We start from the raw sequence: 19,670 nt of genomic DNA, 5'->3' as shown, positions 1-19,670 counted from the left end.
AAATGCCATTATCCCTTCATCCGTTCCACCCATGACACTTCGTAGGAACATTTCTGCTTCCCCTAATTGTGCATTTGCCTTTTCCTGTTGGCTTTGGTAAATAAATAGTTAAGCCAAAACAATTGAAAAAACAATTGTAATATTGATTATAAAGAAAATGACTGAATTTGGCAGGAACTAAAATAGAGAATTAGGATAGATTACTTCAAATATACCTGAGGCAGAGTCATAAAAGATAAATTGTAAACCATTCGAGACTAGATTTTTTATCGCCAAACGTTAAGGAGCCTACAATGGAAGAGTCGCCCAAAGCATAACTGCTCCGCTTGCAAGAAATCCGCCTAGACTCCATTGGAAAAAGGAAGCAAAAGACTAATGAGCAATTGAAAGTTTCTTGTTTTCTCAAAGTTTTTAAATTTATAAAATGAAAATAAATTTATTACGGATAACAGTATAGCCGTAAGGTATAATTGCTGGATAAAAAAAATTAAAAATGAATGCGATCGTTCCCCATATAATACCTCAAGACTCTATGAGAATAGCCAAGTAGATATGAATTTGTGCTTTAATTTTTCTGCTGCATTGTCTTCTGGTTTGTCCCCGATTGATCCAAACTTAGATATAAGCTGTAAAATTGATGGTATCATGGAATTGTAAAATAAGGAAAAATACTTCTATCGAAAAAGCTTAGAATAGGCTTCTAGCTTTATTGGTCAAAATTAAAATATATAATTAATTTGTCTACAATTGAAAGTTTTTTAGATCTTTTTAAAAAATTTTACCCCGTTTAGTTTATAACACCTTTCTACGAAAGAGACGAAAGTCCACTTTTGCTTTATACTTTTAACTTTGTGGGAGTAGAAGGAGATAGAATTATCGAGAGAGTTGGTTGCAGATTACTAGAAAGACAAGATTAATCAAAAGACAATAAAAAACTCTTTTTATGTATCCGTTCTCGGATTATTTTCTGGAAATTTATCTTTATTTTGAGAATATAGGGATTTTAGGAAGATCATAATGAAAATAAATATTTTGTTTTGCTTGATCCTTAAAAAAACGGGAGGCTGTGCATGATGATTTTTTATCCAAATGTCAAATTCAACAAAAGACTCCGGCACAGGTCTGCAGAATCATCATCCTTGTTTCGTATCAGAACCTTCTTTATTTTTCAAAGATTTTTTGTCCCGCTGATCCCCATACTTGCACTCATCTTCACGTCCTGCATTCGTCTCGAACCTAGCATTCTCGATACCTCGAAGAATCCTGCAGCTCTGCTTGCCAGTTTTCTTCTGAATTCAGGCAGGGCAGGCAGCGGAACCAGTGCCGGAACCAGCAGTGGAACTAGCACCGGAACCAGCGGGATCTCATACACCGGTCAAACACAATGCTTTTATGCTAATGGCACAACTTGGACTTTAGATACAAATTGTACGCAAACGTACACTGTCGGAAATTTTAATTTTCCCTATGGTCAGGATTCTCATTACCTGAGAAAACCTTATTCGCGCAGTTTTACTGGACCGACGCTGACGGGAACATCTGATTATATCACAACTGACAAGATAACAAGTCTTGTGTGGAAAACCTGCTCGGAAGGACTGAGTGGGTCAAATTGCGGTACGGGCACAGCTTCAACGTATACCTGGACTGCAGCAGTTTCTGCCTGTACTCCGTTGAACAGTGGTGCCGGCTATGCAGGCAGAACAGATTGGCGTCTGCCGACAATCAAAGAGTTAAGAACTTTGCCCAATTATGGGAACAATCCTGCTTTTGATGCAACGTATTTTCCGGGAACTGTTTCTAACAACTATTGGTCTTCTACGGTAAGAGCTGCTTTGACCACTAATGCGTACTACATGGTTTCCTCTTCCGGCGGTGATTTTTTCGGTCTAAAAACAACGGGCACTTATAATGTACGCTGTGTATCAGGAACTGCCTCGAACACACAGACTTTAACAGACAACGGAGATGGAACAGTTACGGAAAGTCCAACAGGACTTTTGTGGCAAAAATGCTTGGCTGGACAGAATGCATTGGACTGTTCTGGAACTGCGAATTCCATATATTGGTCGGATGCGATTGCGTATTGTGAGAACCTGAGTTTTGCAGGAAAGACAAACTGGCGGCTGCCGGATGTCAATGAACTGAAGAATTTAATTGTAGACAGTCAACTTGGTCCTTATATTAATTTAACATACTTTCCCAACCTGGGAAATTCCGACTGCTGGTCTTCTACCTCAGCCTTATCCGGTCCTAATAGTGCATGGACTGTGGATTTCTCCAACGGTTTTGCACGGACACGCGGTAAGACATTTGTTGTCACTTTTGGTTTACGATGTGTTTCAGGGCCATAGTAATGATAAAGGAGAAATACAATATGCACAAAAGATTAAACCAATACTTCGGCATCAGACAGTCGCGCCTGTTGCTGCTTTTCTGCGGCGTCATTCTGACGTCGGTTTTTGCTCAAGCACAGGCGGAGGAAATTCTTCTGAAAAACGGTTCCATTGTCCTGGGACGTGTTTCAAAGATCAGTGCAGATGCTGTTTTTGTGACCACGGTTAAAGGGAATCAAAGTATACCCAAGGCAAGCATCGTCAGAATTCAAAATACTCCCTTTACTGCTGAACAGAAAGCGCAGGCACTTGAAGCACAGCGAAAAAAGAAAGCTGCTATAACACTGGAACAGGATCAGATTAGAAATATCCAGGAAGCTAAAGAACGGAAGAGACGTGAAGAAGAGCTTGCTGCCAAAATCCGCAAGGAAGAGGAAGAGGAAGCCCGTGCGGCTGCTGACAGAGCCGCAGCCCTTCGTGAATTGGTCGCAAAAGGCCAAATGGAGAAACCCAAGGACGAACCTATCTCTTACAAAGATTTTGCTTGGCGCTCTATGGTTCTTCCCGGCTGGGGACATTTTTACCTCGAACGGCCTTGGTTCGGGGTATTGTATTCAGGAGGAGCAGTTGCGCTTCTATTGACAGTTTATGAAAGGCGCAAGCAGGCACTTTCTGCAAAAACGGAAAATCATAGAGATGCAGAGTTCAATTTTATGCTGGCTGCTGTCCCGAGTACGATAAATGCTGATCTCCGCATTGCTTACGGTGTTTCTGCCAATGCCAAAGCCTTTACTGCAGACCAGCACAAAGTGGATCAGTACAATGGTGCATTGTTTGCACTAGCTGTATTTTACGGAGTGCAGATGGTTCATATTATTTACAATGGATTCGCCTGGGAAAAGGGTTTGTTGATTGTGGAAAACCAAAAAAAGGAGCCGGGCAGAATCAATACTTATTTAACTGCCGTGCCTGAATATACCCCGAATGCAGAAAGAAAATCAGGCCTTGCTTTTGAGGGCGGTCTGACAGTGCACTTCTGAAGATGCCTCTTGACATAACTGCAGTCGTGTCAGAACAGTCTCTGCACTACGCTGAAGGAAGTGAAGGACACCTAGTTCTGTGCAAAAACGAACAAAGGCGGAATTACAGGTTATAAATTTCCCCCGACCAATCCATAACACCTTTCTTTGAAAGAGACGAAAGTCCACTTTTCTAATTCGAAAAAATGTGTTCGGTCTAAACACTTCCTAGTGTTCCCGCACTTTCGTTTGTTGGATAGGAGAAGATAGAATTATCGAGAAGTTGGATGCAGATTACTAGAAAGAAAACATAATGAATAACCCTTTTAATTTAAAATTTTTATTGAATTAGAGACTAGACAGCCAAGAAGTTCAAAGCTGTCTCTTAAGAAAAGAAATGGATCATCAGCTACAACAGGGTGGAGGTATTGAGTAGAGTTTGTAATTGAGAGAAGAGAAAAGATTACGAGCAACACGGTTATTTTTAAAATAATGATGGAATGGATTGGAATACGGGATTGTGAAGGTAAGAAATTGTAAATAACTTCGATTTTCTTCTAACTGATTAAAGCGATAGTCTTCCCCTGTATAAATAAAAGAGGACAAATTGTATTCAGTAGCATAAACCTGAGAACGAAAGGTCTGAAAAGCATTCGAAGACTTTGTCGGTTTCTGAAATGCCTTCGCCTGAGAAAACGGAATAATAGAAAGGCTAAGAACAAAAGATATAATAAATCAGGCTATAACTAGGCTATTGACTGACTTTGCTAAAAACGCTTTCATATCGTAATCTTTCCAAGACTTTATCCAATATACCGAAGCCTTGTCAAGTCTCTTCTAGGACATACTCGAATAGCTTTTGAAATAGTTGCTATGGATTTGCGACTAAGGTGGCCTTCGGAAGGGTAAATGTAAATTTGCTTCCTTTACCAAGCTCAGAGGTTACCCAGATTTTTTCATTGTGCTTGTCTAAAAATTCTTTGCAAAGAATAAGACCAAGTCCAGTGCCTTTCTCTCCACTCGTTCCAGCAATACTATGATGTCTTACATCGATTCGGAACAAGGTTTCTAGGGTTGATTGCCTCATTCCTATTCCTGAATCCTCAACACTTACTTCCAATTTATTTTCAAGTTCCTGAACTGAAACTAGAATTGTGTCATTTTCTCTTGTATATTTCAATGCGTTGTTGATTAAATTTCTAATCACAGTGGTGATCATATCCATATCAAAAAAGGAATAAAATTCTTTTTCTAATTTACTTGCTAAAATGACATTCTTTCTTTTTGCAGTAGTTAAGAATAATTGCATATTAGAGCGAATTATATTATTGAAATTATACCTAGATGGATTATAGGGAATATCCCCTTTTTGAGATCGCGCCCAGACGAGTAGGTTTTCTAGAAGAGTTGAAATTGATTCTGTTGATTCCTTAAGCAAGGGAAGAAACCGTTTGAATTGTTCACCCGTTGAATCATCATCAATACTGGCTAAATAATCAAAAGAAGAATGCAAACTTCCAATCGGTCCTTTTAGATCATGTGCTAATATCGAAAAGAATTTATCCTTCGTCGCGTTCAGCTCTATTAGTTTCGTTTCTGCATTCTTTCTGTCTGTAATATTCATCACAAGACCTATGACAGTTAGCGGTTTTCCAAATGAATCCCATTTCACGATTGACCCAATATCCAGAAACCATTTGTATTCACCTGATCTAGATAAAATTCTATACTCTACTTCATATCTATCCAATTGCCCATTCATATGTTCCAACATTGCATTCATTGCTTTCGTATAATCCTCCGGATGTAGCAAGTCCGTAAAATCTTTATAATGCTTAAATCTTTCTGGGGGATAATCAAGCATTTCCGCTTTCTTTTTATCGAAAGAAACAAAGCCTGTCACTAGATCCATTTCCCACCATGCCATGTTTGCTACGCGCATACCGAGTGTTAGTCTCGTATTGTATTCCAGAAGAGTTTGGTCTGTTTTTTTTCTTGCAATAAAAACTTGAATCGCATTGGCTACACTATCTACTAGCTCTTGTTCTTCTGGTAAAATAAATGGGCTATAATCTGAGTAATACACCCGCAAGTGGCCAATTACATCCTTACCTATTTTAATTTCAGATTGTAAATACTGCGTTAGCAATTTGTCCGATCTACCGTGTGAATAAATCTTACCCTTTAGTTCAATCATCGGGTAGGTAATTTCAGGAAACTGCATCGCAGGTGTTATGAGTTTCAAAATTTTTTCACAGAATTCATCTATGGAAATATTTTCTTGCATTTGAAACCGAACAGCAGACAAACAAGAGAGTTCTTTGTTTCTTTCTTTTAGCGCAAGCTCTGTTTCTTTTCTTTTCGTGATATCAAAACAATAACCAATATATCCAATGAAATCCCCTTGGGAATTGAATCTAGGACGTGCTTCATCTAGCATCCATCGGTATTCTCCATCCTGGCGGCGCAATCTGAATTCCATGCTAAAACTTTCTCTTTGTTCAAATGCATTCGTGTAAATAGAAATGCATCTATCTAAATCTTCAGGATGAATTCCTTGAGTCCAGCCATTTCCATTTTCCTGTTCTAAAGTTCTGCCCGTAAATTTCAGCCATACATCATTAAAATAATTATAAAGTTTATTTTTTCCTGAACTCCAGATTAGTGCTGATCCAGAGTTGGCAAGAGTGCGATAGTTGTTTTCGCTTTCGACTAATTGTCTTTCAGCTTCTTTCTCACTTGTGATATCCATAACGATTAAAAATAATTTTGAAATCGTCACTTCCTCTTTGGATTTAGGTTTAGCTTCAATCAATAAATTTCCAGTAACTTTAATAAAAACAGTCTTGCCACCTTTTCTTTCTAATTTTAATTCCATATTTTTTTCAGTCGGACTTCTAAAAAAAGCATTAAACCTAGCTAAAAAAACGGAACGATCTTCGTTATCCAGAAAATCTGCAAAGCTCACATTGAAAACTTCCGATGAATCTTTATCAACCATATTCATAAATGTTTGATTTGCTTGGAGGATAATACTGTTTTGATCCAGGGTGACGTATCCAGCGGGCGACTGATTGTAAAGCTCTGCATAACTATTTTTGGAATTTTCCAATTGTGTTTGAGTATTTCTGAGTTCTTCATTTTGGAGTTCTAACTCAATCTGATAAACCCGTAGATCATGGATGATTTTATGGAAATCATTTACAATAGTGTCTGAATTTGGGCTGTTACTATTTTTTAAAACCATTTCCGCTTGATCCCGTAGTTCTTTAAATCTTTCGTTCATCGTTAAACCTCCTTTGTCGCTCGACTCTAGTGACTTTCTTGTCCTTCTTGCGTTGCAATTATTTCTTTTTGTCTAGTCACGTCAATAACCAGTCCAACTACTTTCACTGGTTTTTTATTTGAATCTCTTTTTACAATAGCACCTGTATCACGAAACCATTTGTAACCACCAGTTCTTGTCCGTATCCTGTATTCTGCTGTGTATTTATCCGCCTTCCCATCTATATGACTTCGCATAGCAGCCATGGTCGGTTCGTAATCATCCGGATGAACTAAATTCATAAAATCTGAATAAAGTTTAAATGTCTCCGGCGGATAATCAAGCATTTCCGCTTTTCGCTTACTGAAAACAATAAAACCAGTAGTCAAATCCAATTCCCACCAAGCCATATTTGCTGTATCCATTGCCAGATTCAGCATAGTGATATTGTCCCTAAGCTTAGACTCTACAGATAAACGCTCTGTTATATCATTAAAAACTGCATACACCTGAAAAGGAGTAGAGTTTCCTTCTTCAAATAATGGAGTAGCAGAAACATTGATCCAAGCATAAGACTGATGATTGGGATTATAAACTCCCATTGTTACATTTTTAACCGTTTTTCCTGTTTTCAGTGCAATCATTGCTGGATGCTCTTCTCCAATGAAATCAGACCCATCTTCTCGAATGACTCGCCAGCTCTGTTCGGTAGAGACTTTCCCTTTCATTTGCTCAAAGGACATTCCTAGTATTTTCTCTGCTGCCGGATTGGCTGAAATTATTTGTCCCATGCTATTATGGTATACAACGCCTAGTTCCATTGTTTTGAATAAAGTTTGAAAACGAATTTCCAAATTATTTAGTGCATCTCTTGATTTGATAATTTCTGTAACATTTACAAAAGAAATAATTATTCCAGAAAAAGACTTTGGTCCGATAACATACGGATCAATTCGGAGCAGATACGAGCTTCCATCGTGCGTCTTGACTTCTCTTTCGGAATGCATTGTCGTTCTTTGTGTTTCTCTAATTGCTCTAATCAAGTCAAAGTCTACCAGATAATTTGGTATATGCGTTATCGGTCGCCCAATATCATTGCTGAGTAGTTTTAAGATAGAAGATACGTTAGGCGAAAATCTTCTCACTTCAAGATTTTCATCCAAAAGCAACTGACTGATATGAGAAGTGCTAATGATATTCTGAATGTCATTGTGCAGTTCAGTTAATTCAATGATTTTGCCTTGAAACTCAGCGTTCACTGTAAAGAGTTCTTCGTTTGTAGATTGCAATTCTTCATTTGTAGATTGTAGTTCTTCATTACTTGCGAGTAACTCTTCGTTAGTCGCTTGTAGTTCTTCATTGGTCGTTTCTAGTTCTTCAATGGTTGCTTGTAAATTTTCTCTCGTGAATTGTAATTCTTGCTCCAAATCCCGTAAATGCTCTTCTGCTTCTTTGGATAAATCAAAAGATTGAATGGCAGGATTTATTTCTGAGACATCAATTTTTTTAGTTTCTCCGATTAGAATAGTAACTAATTCTTCTTGTCCTTTCTTTAAGGATAATGGTATAATTCGCAGATTAATAAATGTTTCAATATTATTTTGTCTGACTTTTATATTTGAAAATCTGACTTCTTGGTGTTGTCGAAATACTTTCTGAATCCCTGTAGTAATAGGAACAGACAACTCCTTGATTGCCATTTTGGAAATATCATTGGTGAGCTTTCCAGAAGGCACTTTAAAATAATCTTGTGGATCTCCTAATGTGTGGATAACCTCCATTTGCTCATTGACGATAACGGATAGCGGCAAATAGTCTTTAGACACCGTTTGAAAGAATCGCTCCAATACTCGCTCATCCTCCGAGGATCTGAGAAAACGCCTTGTGCCAGTTGCTTGGTTTTTCATTTCCCTCATTCTTGTATCAGTTGGTTGAAATAAGGGAGAATTATCTGTTAATGGCTTTACCTTTCCTTTGGAACGATATATTTTGAATTTAATATCTAAAGTTTCAAAAAAATCACTCATTTCGCTAGTCGATTCACTCGTGCCTAGCATCAAGACTCCCTCTGGATTCAAGGAAAAGTTAAAGAATTCAAAGACTTTCTTTTGCAGAATTGGCTGCAAATAAATTAGGACATTCCTACAACTCAACAGAGAAATATTTGTGAAGGGAGGATCCTTGATTAAATTATGTTGTGCAAAAACAACCATTTCCCTAATGTTTCGCGCTACTTGAAAATTATCATCCTTCTTGTAGAAATACTTGGACAATAATTTTGGAGACAAGTCAGCAGTTATACTTTCAGGATAAATACCGTTAGCCGCAAAATGAATAGCATCTTTGTCTATATCAGTGGCAAAAATTTTCACATCAAAAGTTTGCTTCATCTCTTCCATGCATTCTCGTGCAAGCATTGCTAGGCTATATGCTTCTTCTCCGGTAGAGCAAGCAGCTACCCAAAATCTGATTTCTTTATTGGGAGTAGACTGTAAAATTTTTTGCATACACTTAGAATAAAGAAAATCAAATACCTCTTGGTCTCTAAAAAAACTAGTAACTCCAATTAGTAGTTCACGGTATAATGAATTTACTTCTCCCGGATAACGTACCAAATACTCGATGTATTCTTTAAGATCATTGGTTTGCGAAATGCTCATTCTTCTTTCAATTCTTCTGGTGATCGTGCTTGGCTTATAAAAAGTAAAATCAACTCTACACTTTTCTCTTAAGAGAGAAAAAATTCTGGTGAGACCTTCTTCTTCACTTAACAGTGTTTCCGAACGAACGGATTTTGTAGCGTATGGATGCTTGGAGAAAGAAACTAATTGTCCTGGCATATCCTCTGGAGGCAAAATAAAATCAGCCAGACCAGTAGAAATTGCAGCTCGCGGCATCCCGTCAAACTTGGCAGTATCTTCTTTCTGCACCATGACCATTCCACCTAATTCTTTTATGACTCTTAAACCACGAGTTCCATCACTTCCAGTTCCAGAAAGAACGATTCCAATAGATTTTTCTCCTTGGTCTTCTGCCAAGGATTTAAAAAATACATCGATCGGAAGGTTGACTCCTTTAGAATGATCCTGCTCGCTAAGGAATAGTTTTCCATGAAATATATTCAGATTTTTTTTAGGTGGAATCAGATATACATTGTCTGGAAGAATAAGCATATTGTCTTCAGCCCTATGCACTGGCATCGCAGTTTTTTTTGAGAGTAGCTCAACCATGAGACTTTTGAAATCTGGCGACAAATGCTGAATAACCACATAAGCTAAACCACTTAAAGCTGGCATTGTAGAAAAAAAGATGTCAATCGCCTCAAGTCCACCGGCAGAAGCACCAATCGCTACATAATAAGTAGGTAGAATTACCTGTTGTTTTGGTTCCTCTGAATTTTTCTTCTTCTTTTCTTTGGAAGGTTTTTTCATAAAAAGAATATATTTTGAAAAATCAAATTCTTCATAGTATTTTTTTCCTGTAAAATTCAGTTTTATTGATCAGGACAATCCTGCGTAAGAGACTGAGAGATTACTCTCGATTAACCAGAAAGTTGTGAATACTTCATTTTCTATCTAAAGAATAGTAGAAATTGAATAGCATTTATGGAAAATTTTACCCCGCTTAGTTCATAACACCTTTTTATGAAAGAGAACGGAGAGGAGAAGATAGAATTATCGAGAAGTTGGATGCAGATTACTAGAAAGAAACCAAAAAATATTTTTTTAATCGATGGAGTTGGTGCATTAGTAACTGCATTGATTATTTATTTTATCTTAAATCCATACAATGAATATATAGGACTGTCATCAGAAGTTTTAATATTTCTCTCGGTTGTTGCATTTGCTTTTTGTATCTATTCTATAAGTTGTTTCTTTTTATTAAAGCACCATTGGCAACCTTTTTTAAAAATCATTATTTTAGCTAATGCTATGTATTGTTTAACAACCATTAGCGTTTTATTGTATTGCCAAAAAACAGTTACTACACTAGGACTCTTCTATTTTATTGGAGAAATAATTGTAATTGGAACATTGTTTTTAGTAGAGATGAAATTACTAAAGAAATAGTTTGCAATATCTCTTTGTTTTGCTTTTCAATCGAAGTGTTAGATGCATATTGTCTAGAAAGACAATTGACATTTTTAGATAAGGATTCATTCTACTGTTGGGAATGATTTTTTTTTAATTGAGGTTTGCTATGATTGTTTTACATGGACTTTATGATAATGGGAAAGTGACAATTACAGATAAAGACTTGCCCGATATAAAAGCCGAAGTCGAAATCATAATCCGCAAGAAATCTTGGACAAGAAAATTCAATCTAATTTAGTTTTTAATGGAAGCGCAAAACTAACAGAAGATGTAACATTCTTTTATTATCAGAAATTATTTCTGCTTTATGAAAGAATGCTATAGTTTACACCCGATTAGCCGCTTTTAAAAAAACTTCACTATCTAATTTAGCAACAACTCTATTATTTAACTTACCTTACGCAAAGTAATAAAACTATGGAAATTTAGATGAAATTAAGAATATTAGATAAATCTAATGAATTAATAAAATAATAGCCCGCCTTATGTTGCGCCCACTCGGAAGCAACATTGAGTTCGGGTGTAGCCCCAAATCCAGCGCTGGGCACTCACCTTGCGTAAGGTGAGTTATTTAAGTGACATTTTATAAATGAATAATTTCATTTTGCTTGGAGTTCCGTAATCCCCTTGCTCATAATTAGCAAACAACAAAGTAGAACTTTGTGGATTGATTACAACTCTGTTCAAATAATTGTTTTTAATTTTTTCCATTGAAACCAAGGAGTAGGATTTTACTTGTTTTAAATTAGAAAGTTTACGAGCTTCCACCCATGTATAGTCATCGTCGTAAACTATTGCACTGTCTTCGTAGATTACCATAAAATCACCCATATTGCGACCTTTTAAAACTTGGGTTAGCTTTTTTGTGGCTATGTCTAATGAGTGGTATTCTCCTCGTTGGTTGTTGTAGTAAATAATTTTTCCGGGTATACTCATAGTAGCCGCATATACCGTATGTTGGCCTGGAAATTTTTCTAATTTGCCTGTAGACATTTCACAATAATAGGCAAGTCCTATCGGATTGTTGTTGTGTCCGTCTTCGATGTCGGAGTAGTCAAATAATAGCGCATACTTTTCATCTGCCGATACAAATGGAGTAAGTGCGATAAATGGCATACGGATTAAATCTTTCCCTGTTCTTTTTTGTTCTGCTGCCATTTGAGATTGATGGTCGGAGTAAATTTTGCTAAACTTATCACCACAGGCTTTGTTTTCAGTCACTTCCATTGTAGGAAAGTTAATTCTAAATAGAGAACCTTTTGCATCAGAAAACCACCGAATATCTTCTTTTTGTAAATCACCTTGGTTAATATAATCTAATCCAAAACTTGTATTCCCCGGAATTTTTTTTATCTTTGTAATCTCTTTCGTTTTTAGGTTCAGATGCGTTAAGTATAAATCACGTCCACGATCTTTTTCGGGAGAGAGGATTTCGATTACTAAAATAGCAAATTCTTGTTCGCTGTTTATATACCATAAAATGGGAGATCTTGTGATATCACTTTCTGTGGCAGGTCTACTAACGTCACATATATAATCCTTATTTTCTTTTTTTGCCTTAGAACAAAATTGGTTATAGGAAAAACTAATCTCTTCATATTCTTTGATTTGTAGTGGAGTTTTCGGTATTTGCTCAGCAAATGTTGGATTTTTAATTAAATAGAACTTATAGTTTTCTGGAAATCCTAAGTCTTGACCAATAAGAATTTTTCTGCCTTGGTCAAAGAAAAGATTTGTAATATCATGCCCACTAGTGACTGAACTAGAAAATATTTTTGCACTATCGAGAGATGCTACTTTTTTGAGGTTAACGGCGTGTAAACTTGATTGTGTTATATAAAAAAATACAACTACAAAAAAGAAACTTATTTTTTTAAACATACTTATTCTCTCCTAAAAGAAAATTTTCGGGACTGTCTAAAAGCAATATAATGTGACATTTTTATCTTTTTACACACCCTTAATATGCGTTGATTCTATGTAAATGAATAACTTTGTCAATAAATTTTCAGAGTTCAGTAATAGGTTTTAGACTAGTCACTGAGTGGCTAACGGACAGTAAAAAATTTCCCCCGTTTAGTTCATAACACCTTATTATGTATAAGGAGTAATCCACTTTTGCTATACCCATTCTCAAAAGTAAATTCTGAATTAAAATTGGATACTCTGCTTTTGAAATTGGGGAATTACCCCTTTGTAGAAAAATAGTCGAACTTACTTGCGAGAAGTGGTATTTAAGCTTTTAATTTGTGAGATAGAAGGAGATAGAATTATAGATACGGTTTCATAAATACTTTTCTTAAAGCATTAGTAAATAAAGGATTTTTCTAAATATAATAAGTCCTATTCATTGGATAACTAGTTTTTTTACATGATTTACACTATTTAGTCAGTCAAATATTCAAACTAATTATATGAACTTTGATCGCGAAATTCTACCTTTATTTCAAGAAAGTCACCACTACAAATTTCTGTTACAGAAACTTTCTGAAGGAATAGTGTTTCATGCAGAAGATAAGTCTATCCAGTTTGCCAATAATGCAGCGATAGAAAGTTTAGGACATACATTAGAACAATTAGAGGGCAAGGCTCCTAACGCTGAATGGAAAATAATAAAGGAAGACGGGACAGAGTATTCCACCGAATCACTTCCGGCTATGATTGTATTTGAAACAGGCAAAGAAGTTATAAATCAAGTCATCGGAATATACAATACTAAAAACAATGAAATCAAATGGTTTAAAGTAAACGCATATCCGCTCAGAAAAAAAGATAATGAAAACGGCTACGGTGTGTTTGCCACATTCTCCAAATTTACTCAAGAAAAAAAATCTCAAACATTAGAAAAAACAATCTCTGACAAATTGCAAAGAGCCTATATTGATTTACAACAAAGGCAATTTGCAATAGATCAGCATTCTATCATAGCAGTTACCGATCTATCTGGAAAAATTATATATGTAAATGAAAAGTTTTGTAAAATTAGTAAATTTTCAGAGCAAGAGTTATTAGGAGAGAATCATCGAATTATAAATTCTGATTACCATGCTCGTTTCTTTTTTGAGGAGTTATATAAAACCATTTATGCAGGCAAAATATGGCACGGAGAAATTCGAAATAAAACAAAAAATGGAGAAATTTATTGGGTGGATACTACCATTGTGCCTCTCCAAGATGAAAAAGGTGCGTTAGAACAATTTATTGCAATCATGACAGATATAACGATTCAAAAAAATATTCAAGAGGAATTGCGTTTTTCAGAAGCAAAAATTAGAGTGTTGCTGGAAAGTAATACACAAGCCATTATTTTTCTCGATTCAAATAAAAAAATACAATTTTTTAATAATGTGGCTAATCGAAATAGCCTGCTGGTATTTAATAGAGAATTAGCTTACGGGGAATCAATTCATAAATCTATTTTGCCGGAAGATATTGATAGTTTTGATGCCGCATTTAAGATTTCTCTAAATGGATCAGTGTTTACTTTGGAAAAACCTGTTAATATAAATAATGAAGACTATTGGTTTGAATTACAATTTGCTCCTGTGAAAAATGAGAAGGATTTGATTATAGGAGTATTGTTTACTGTAAATGATATTAATGATCGTAAACAGTTACATAGAGAACTTGCTCAAAGCGAGTTGCGATTTCGCACTATATTTGATCAAGCACCTATGGGTATTGCACTTGCTAATTCTTATTCTGGTATTCCTGTCCAAGTAAATCAAAAATTTTGCGAGATTCTGGGAAGTGATTCAGATGAACTAACAAACATCGAATTTTTGAATTTTATCTTTCCTGGCGATAAAGAATTTTATGAAGAAAACATGAATCGTTTAAATTCCGGTAAAATAAAATTATTCGCTATAGAATTACGATTTATAAAAAAAGATGGAAGTTTGATATGGACCCATGTTACATGTGTTCCCCTTTGGAACAAGGACGACAAGATTAGATTAAACATTCGAATTCTGATAGATATAACTCATCGAAAAAAAAATGAAGAGGAATTGAATCAGAATTTAAAAGAGCTAGAAAATCTAAACAATACGAAGGATAAATTTTTTAATATTATAGCGCATGACTTACGTAATCCTTTTTCGGGTATTATGGGCATTGCCGAATTATTAGAAAATCAAGTAATGTCGGATAATAGCGAGTTTGCTGAATATTTAATAAAATACTTGAAGATGATTCAAACATCTTCCAAATCAGCATATAATTTATTGGAAAATTTAATGCAATGGACAAAGTCACAAACTGGAGAGATTCGAATAAATGCTCGAGAGATTTATTTAAAGAATTTAGTGGATGCATCTATAAATATAATTTCTAGCAATGCATTTCAGAAAAATATTTCAGTAGAATGTGAAATTCTATCCGACGAAAAAGTTTTTGCAGACGAATCTATTGTTAATACAATTTTACGCAATTTACTTACAAATGCAATAAAGTTTTCTTATCCTAACGGTAAAGTAATAGTATCCTCTAACGCAAAGGGAGAATTCCTAGAAATATCGATATCAGATTTTGGTGTTGGAATTGCTCCTAATAATATAGAAAAATTATTTAGAATAGATTCTAAATTTATTAATCCTGGAACAAAAAACGAAAAGGGAACAGGGCTTGGATTAATTTTATGTAAAGAATTTACTGAATTACATGGGGGAGAAATCAGGGTTAAGAGTGAAATAGGGAAAGGAAGCACATTCACATTTACATTGCCCAAAGAAAATTTTTAATCCGTTTAGTTCATAACACCTTCTTATGGAAGAGACGCAATCCAATTTTGCTTTACGCTTTTAATTTTGGAGATAGAACGATGAGAGACGTTGGATGCAATTTACTTGAAAGAAAAAATTAAAATTATCTAAATAGATTTTTTTAATAAAAAAAGCAAAAACGGTCAAGTCAGTGCTTCTATTCTATGAGACAATTATAGTAAAGGGGTAAATTATGAAACTACACAGCGGAATAATCACGGATAAACTAATTGAATCCAAAGAATTTTATACTCAAATTTTAGATTTTGAAATTAAATTTGAGTCCGATTGGTTCATTTTACTAAATGTAAAAGAGAGACCTGAATATGAATTAGCTTTGATGTTACCAGAACAAGCCCAAACTAGGAAAGACTATTTTCAAAAAAAATATTCTTCTGGAATTTGGTTACTTTTGGAAGTGGAGGATATTCAAGAATACTTCACCAAATTGAAAAATAAAAAAGTGAAAATTGATTTAGAGCTTACGACTGAAGAATGGGGTGATACTCATTTTACAGTATTAGATCCGAATGGAATCGGAATCGATATTCTTCAGGAGAGAAAGCAATGAAATCATCACTGGAAGGAAAAATCAATCTAGGTAAAACATTAATTTCAGAGTTAAATCAGATTGGGATTTTTAGTCTAGAAGATTTAAGCAAAACCGGTTCAGTAACTGCTTATTTAAAAATCTGCATAAACAAGCAAGTGAATAAATTGCCTTTTTGTTATTACTTGTATTCATTTGAAGGAGCAATTAAAAATATTCACTGGACTAAATTTAGTAAGTCTGAAAAAAAGAGACTGGTCGATTTAGTTTACCAGTCTTATGAAAGAAAAATATCAGTCAAAAATTTTTCCTGTTCATGAATTTGTTTTGAAGAATTTAGAAAAGAAAATTACTTTAAATCAATTGGCTTTTTTGTCAGGGTTCTCCAATTTTCATTTTCATAGAATATTCAAAGAATTAAATGGAGAACCAATTTCTACCCATCTAAAAAGATTGCGCTTAGAAAAAGCAGCCTTTGAATTAAAAGTAAGTGAAATCCCTGCTAAAGAAATTTCTATCCAGGCTGGATTTGATTCTTATGAAGCATTTAGTCGAGCATTCAAAAAAAGTTTTAAAATGAATCCAACTGAATTTAGAAAAAGATTTTCTAAATTGAATAAATCAATACAAAACTTCTCCCAAGTTCCAAAAGGAATTAAGTTAAATGAAATTCATATTCGAAAAATAGATCCAATCCAAATTGCCTTTCTAAGAAAAATTGGACCATACCAGGAACTTGCCGGTCCGGATAAAAATTCAAAAGAGTTTAAAAAAATAATTCAATTTGCTGAATTAAATCAAATGAATTGGAAGAATCATCAAATGATAGGCGTTTGCCAGGATGATCCAGAAATTACGGAGGCAAGTAAAATTCGATTTGATATTGGACTCACTATTACAAAGAAATGTCAACTTCTTCCTGAGATGGGAATCCAAACCCTGAAAGGAGGAAATTATTTAGTTTGCCGATATAGAGGAGCCTATATCGGACTCTATGATGTTTATATTTTTTTACTTAATGAATTTTGTCCCAAGCATAAATATTCTATATCCAGTGATTCTTTATTTGAAGTGTATGTTTACGGATTCGATAAAGAAATCGCAGATATTTTTATTCCCCTTCGCAATCATTCTTCGGAATAAATTAAAGCTAACAAATATCTATTATTCTTTTATGCAAGACCCTTTTTGCCTGATTGAAAATAAAAAAATTTGGAAGGAAATTTAAAATTGAAATATTTCGGTTCGGAGAGGGTTCTGTATTTAGAATTCATAATTGGAAAAATGCTCTTAAAAAGATATTGAGCAAATTTTTGTATGTAATATTTTTCTGCTGGACAGGCTCTATGATTTTTAACTTTAAAAACCTAATTCTATTTTTGGGAATTTCCTTCGCTTTATTGTTTGGGATAATCGTTCTTCCCCCCTTCCTGCAAAATCCGGATATAATAGCTGCCTTCGGAGCAGGATTTGTGAACCCATACTCTACAGGCTATTCCTTAGATACAATTTTTTGTTGGATGATTCTTACTGTGTGGGTTTTCTATGAAGCGAGAGAAAAAAAAATTAGGTATGGTTGGATTGCAGTTCTACTTGGAATTGTTCCAGGAGTTGCGACTGGCTTTGCTTTGTATTTAATAATTCGAATGAAACAGAATAAATAAAAATTCCCCCCGTTTCGTTCAAATCAGGTCATCACTAGGAAAGATAAAAGCCACAATGGTCATTGAGGGCTTGGTCTAAGAAATAGTGACACTTTGTGATGCTTGTGAAATCCTTATGCAAAAAAGAATTTTTATACCATAAAAAACGTATGGTATCTACTATGTGCATAGACAAAATAAAAATGCAATGCAGTTGGGGAATTATATGAAGTGGTATAGATTTGTAGTGTTTTCGATATTTATTTTTATTGTTACATTATCTGCTCAAGAAACGGAAACTTATATTGTGAAAGACAATGATACTCTAGCAAAAATTTCTAGAGAAAAGTTAAACGATCCTAATCTCTGGAGAGAATTTTTACAATACAATCAAATAGATAATCCGCATAAAATAATACAGGGTATGATCTTAAAAATTCCCACTCATTTAAGTAAAAAAAATTCTCCTAAAATAAATGAGGTAGCTGAACTCCGCTCCTATTTCGGCAAAGTCGAATTTAAATCGTCAGACAAAAGCTGGACGTCGGTAAACAAAAAACAAAAATTTATAGACAATGAATGGATTAGAACTTCCTCCGACTCGAGTGCAGAAATAGAATATGCTGATGAAACAAAGACTGTAATTCAAATGCGGCAAAATTCAAGTATAAAACTGGAGAAACAGTCCGAACAGGGACTTAGTCTTTCATCGGGGAGTATATTTCTAAAAATTTTTAATCATGCGAACAATAAGGAAATCAAATACTCTGTTGTCACCCCGGGAGCAGTGATAGGCGTAAGAGGAACTACTTTTTATGTTAGTCTAGACAAAGAAGAAACAAGTTTAGTAGGATGTTATCAGGGAGAGGTAGACGTTAGTGCACAGAGTGTAACAGTGATTGTTCCCAAGGGCTATGGAACGAGAGTAATCAAAGGACAGCCACCGATTGAGCCTTTCAAACTACTCGAACCTGTAGTTCCGAAACCTGCTTTGGAGAAATAATATGATACTTAAAATAAAAAAAATGTTCGAGATATACAGGTTGATTATTTTTTTCTTTTTCTTTTGCATTTCCTTAAATGCAGAAGAATCCGTTTTATTTATTGAGTGGGAAAATAATTCCAGCGCAACTCAATACCTCATCGAAATATCTGACACTAAGAAATTTAATAAGATATTATTTTCCAAAAAAGTGGAGGATACTCCAATTCTTATCGAGCCAGTTCCAAAATATAAATTTGGAAGAATTGCAGGAATTGATAAATTTGGCTCTATTGGAAAGTTCTCGGAAATCTTTCCATTACGACCGAGGGTCATCGCATCAAAAAAAATTCCTGCTGCCTATAAAGAAACAAAAGTATACCAACCCGTTGCAAATTTATCCAATGTAAAACTAACTAAAGAATCTGAGAATTTGAAAAAAATTTCTGACAAAAGGATTCGTATCAAAGAGAGAGAAAAAACAAACAACGAAATTTTTAGTAAAGTCATAGACGTAGAATCAAGTTTGAACCTTATCCTAAAAAATATTTATTTGCAAAGATATAAACTAAACGAGTTAGAATTGGAAATTTTGAAAAACGAAAATCTAGATGAAAAAGATTTTGGAAAAATTACAAATGAGGCAAACCAAATTCTGGAATCTTTAAAAGATGCTGATAGAGAAACAGCTTCTTTAGTAACACCCATAGAGCGGGAAGCGATGGACTCACAAAAAAATCTGAGTTTACTTAAAAAGGAAATTGAGACGATGAATGGACTTCTATCTCCAAAAGGAAAAAAAGAAAAATTAGAAAAAAACCAAAAGATAGAAGACGGGTATAGAGAATTAAAAACCTACTGCGATGAAGAAATGGAGAGAATGGAAGATTTACTTCGAGTAACTAAATCTTTAAATCAAAAGAAAACTCATATCGTTAAACAAATCAAAAATTTCAAAAAAGAAATTATTTATTTTCAAAGCACAACAGAAGATTTAAAAAAGCAGAAATAGAATAAT

Annotated in this window: 13 protein-coding genes; 10 read left to right on the top strand and 3 right to left on the bottom strand. The window is 34.7% G+C overall.

Annotation, left to right across the window (positions count from 1 at the left end):
• Window positions 1–1,070 precede the first annotated feature (1,070 nt).
• Both IPH52_17130 and IPH52_17125 read left to right on the top strand, forming a co-directional pair.
• Window positions 1,071–2,354: a DUF1566 domain-containing protein gene (locus IPH52_17130; GenBank protein ID MBK7056733.1), complete on the top strand. Its 1,284-nt coding sequence runs from the start codon at window positions 1,071–1,073 to the stop codon at window positions 2,352–2,354.
• A gap of 23 nt (window positions 2,355–2,377) precedes the next feature.
• A complete protein-coding gene (locus IPH52_17125; protein MBK7056732.1) occupies window positions 2,378–3,376 on the top strand; it encodes a hypothetical protein in 999 nt (332 codons plus the stop codon).
• Between the two features lie 850 nt (window positions 3,377–4,226).
• Here IPH52_17125 and IPH52_17120 read toward each other — a convergent pair.
• Both IPH52_17120 and IPH52_17115 read right to left on the bottom strand, forming a co-directional pair.
• Window positions 4,227–6,641, bottom strand: a complete 2,415-nt coding sequence (locus IPH52_17120; protein ID MBK7056731.1) for a PAS domain-containing protein — start codon at window positions 6,639–6,641, stop codon at window positions 4,227–4,229.
• Between the two features lie 26 nt (window positions 6,642–6,667).
• Window positions 6,668–10,051, bottom strand: a complete 3,384-nt coding sequence (locus IPH52_17115) for a PAS domain S-box protein (GenBank protein ID MBK7056730.1) — start codon at window positions 10,049–10,051, stop codon at window positions 6,668–6,670.
• Between the two features lie 213 nt (window positions 10,052–10,264).
• Between IPH52_17115 and IPH52_17110 the strand changes: the two genes are divergently transcribed.
• Window positions 10,265–10,690 (top strand): hypothetical protein, encoded by a 426-nt coding sequence (locus tag IPH52_17110; protein ID MBK7056729.1) that lies wholly within the window; start codon window positions 10,265–10,267, stop codon window positions 10,688–10,690.
• A gap of 591 nt (window positions 10,691–11,281) precedes the next feature.
• Here the strand turns inward: IPH52_17110 and IPH52_17105 are convergent.
• Entirely contained in the window at window positions 11,282–12,595 is a 1,314-nt protein-coding gene (locus tag IPH52_17105; protein MBK7056728.1) for a hypothetical protein, read from the bottom strand.
• Between the two features lie 617 nt (window positions 12,596–13,212).
• On the opposite strand from IPH52_17105, the gene IPH52_17100 reads away from it, so the two are divergent.
• The 7 genes from IPH52_17100 to IPH52_17070 all read left to right on the top strand — a co-directional run bounded on the left by IPH52_17100 (window position 13,213) and on the right by IPH52_17070 (window position 19,664).
• A complete protein-coding gene (locus tag IPH52_17100; protein ID MBK7056727.1) occupies window positions 13,213–15,456 on the top strand; it encodes a PAS domain S-box protein in 2,244 nt (747 codons plus the stop codon).
• Window positions 15,457–15,670: 214 nt separating this feature from the next.
• Window positions 15,671–16,048 carry a VOC family protein gene (locus tag IPH52_17095; protein MBK7056726.1) on the top strand — a complete coding sequence of 126 codons (378 nt, stop codon included), beginning with the start codon at window positions 15,671–15,673 and terminating at the stop codon, window positions 16,046–16,048.
• On the top strand, window positions 16,045–16,347 hold the full coding sequence (locus tag IPH52_17090; protein MBK7056725.1) for a TfoX/Sxy family DNA transformation protein: 303 nt from the start codon (window positions 16,045–16,047) through the stop codon (window positions 16,345–16,347). Before IPH52_17095 ends, IPH52_17090 begins: the two co-directional genes overlap by 4 nt.
• Window positions 16,307–17,170 (top strand): AraC family transcriptional regulator, encoded by an 864-nt coding sequence (locus tag IPH52_17085; GenBank protein MBK7056724.1) that lies wholly within the window; start codon window positions 16,307–16,309, stop codon window positions 17,168–17,170. The genes IPH52_17090 and IPH52_17085 overlap by 41 nt, the downstream gene beginning before the upstream one ends.
• 203 nt (window positions 17,171–17,373) lie before the next feature.
• A complete protein-coding gene (locus IPH52_17080; protein MBK7056723.1) occupies window positions 17,374–17,691 on the top strand; it encodes a DUF2834 domain-containing protein in 318 nt (105 codons plus the stop codon).
• A gap of 205 nt (window positions 17,692–17,896) precedes the next feature.
• The gene (locus tag IPH52_17075) at window positions 17,897–18,673 is read left to right on the top strand and encodes a FecR domain-containing protein (GenBank protein MBK7056722.1); all 777 of its coding nucleotides are present in this window, start codon (window positions 17,897–17,899) and stop codon (window positions 18,671–18,673) included.
• A 22-nt stretch (window positions 18,674–18,695) separates the two neighbouring features.
• Window positions 18,696–19,664: a hypothetical protein gene (locus IPH52_17070; protein MBK7056721.1), complete on the top strand. Its 969-nt coding sequence runs from the start codon at window positions 18,696–18,698 to the stop codon at window positions 19,662–19,664.
• The last annotated feature ends 6 nt before the right edge of the window (window positions 19,665–19,670 follow it).

This window comes from Leptospiraceae bacterium, from assembly GCA_016708435.1.
Classification (GTDB): domain Bacteria; phylum Spirochaetota; class Leptospiria; order Leptospirales; family Leptospiraceae; genus UBA2033.
The sequence above is the reverse complement of the archived record's forward strand: the minus strand, read 5'-3'. Positions and strand labels throughout refer to the sequence as shown.

Coding starts and splice junctions, on each gene's coding strand:
- IPH52_17130 (MBK7056733.1), top strand. CDS start 1,071: ATGATGATTTTTTATCCAAATGTCAAATTCAACAAAAGACTCCGGCAC.
- IPH52_17125 (MBK7056732.1), top strand. CDS start 2,378: ATGCACAAAAGATTAAACCAATACTTCGGCATCAGACAGTCGCGCCTG.
- IPH52_17120 (MBK7056731.1), bottom strand. CDS start 6,641: ATGAACGAAAGATTTAAAGAACTACGGGATCAAGCGGAAATGGTTTTA.
- IPH52_17115 (MBK7056730.1), bottom strand. CDS start 10,051: ATGAAAAAACCTTCCAAAGAAAAGAAGAAGAAAAATTCAGAGGAACCA.
- IPH52_17110 (MBK7056729.1), top strand. CDS start 10,265: ATGAAAGAGAACGGAGAGGAGAAGATAGAATTATCGAGAAGTTGGATG.
- IPH52_17105 (MBK7056728.1), bottom strand. CDS start 12,595: ATGTTTAAAAAAATAAGTTTCTTTTTTGTAGTTGTATTTTTTTATATA.
- IPH52_17095 (MBK7056726.1), top strand. CDS start 15,671: ATGAAACTACACAGCGGAATAATCACGGATAAACTAATTGAATCCAAA.
- IPH52_17090 (MBK7056725.1), top strand. CDS start 16,045: ATGAAATCATCACTGGAAGGAAAAATCAATCTAGGTAAAACATTAATT.
- IPH52_17085 (MBK7056724.1), top strand. CDS start 16,307: ATGAAAGAAAAATATCAGTCAAAAATTTTTCCTGTTCATGAATTTGTT.
- IPH52_17080 (MBK7056723.1), top strand. CDS start 17,374: ATGATTTTTAACTTTAAAAACCTAATTCTATTTTTGGGAATTTCCTTC.
- IPH52_17075 (MBK7056722.1), top strand. CDS start 17,897: ATGAAGTGGTATAGATTTGTAGTGTTTTCGATATTTATTTTTATTGTT.
- IPH52_17070 (MBK7056721.1), top strand. CDS start 18,696: ATGTTCGAGATATACAGGTTGATTATTTTTTTCTTTTTCTTTTGCATT.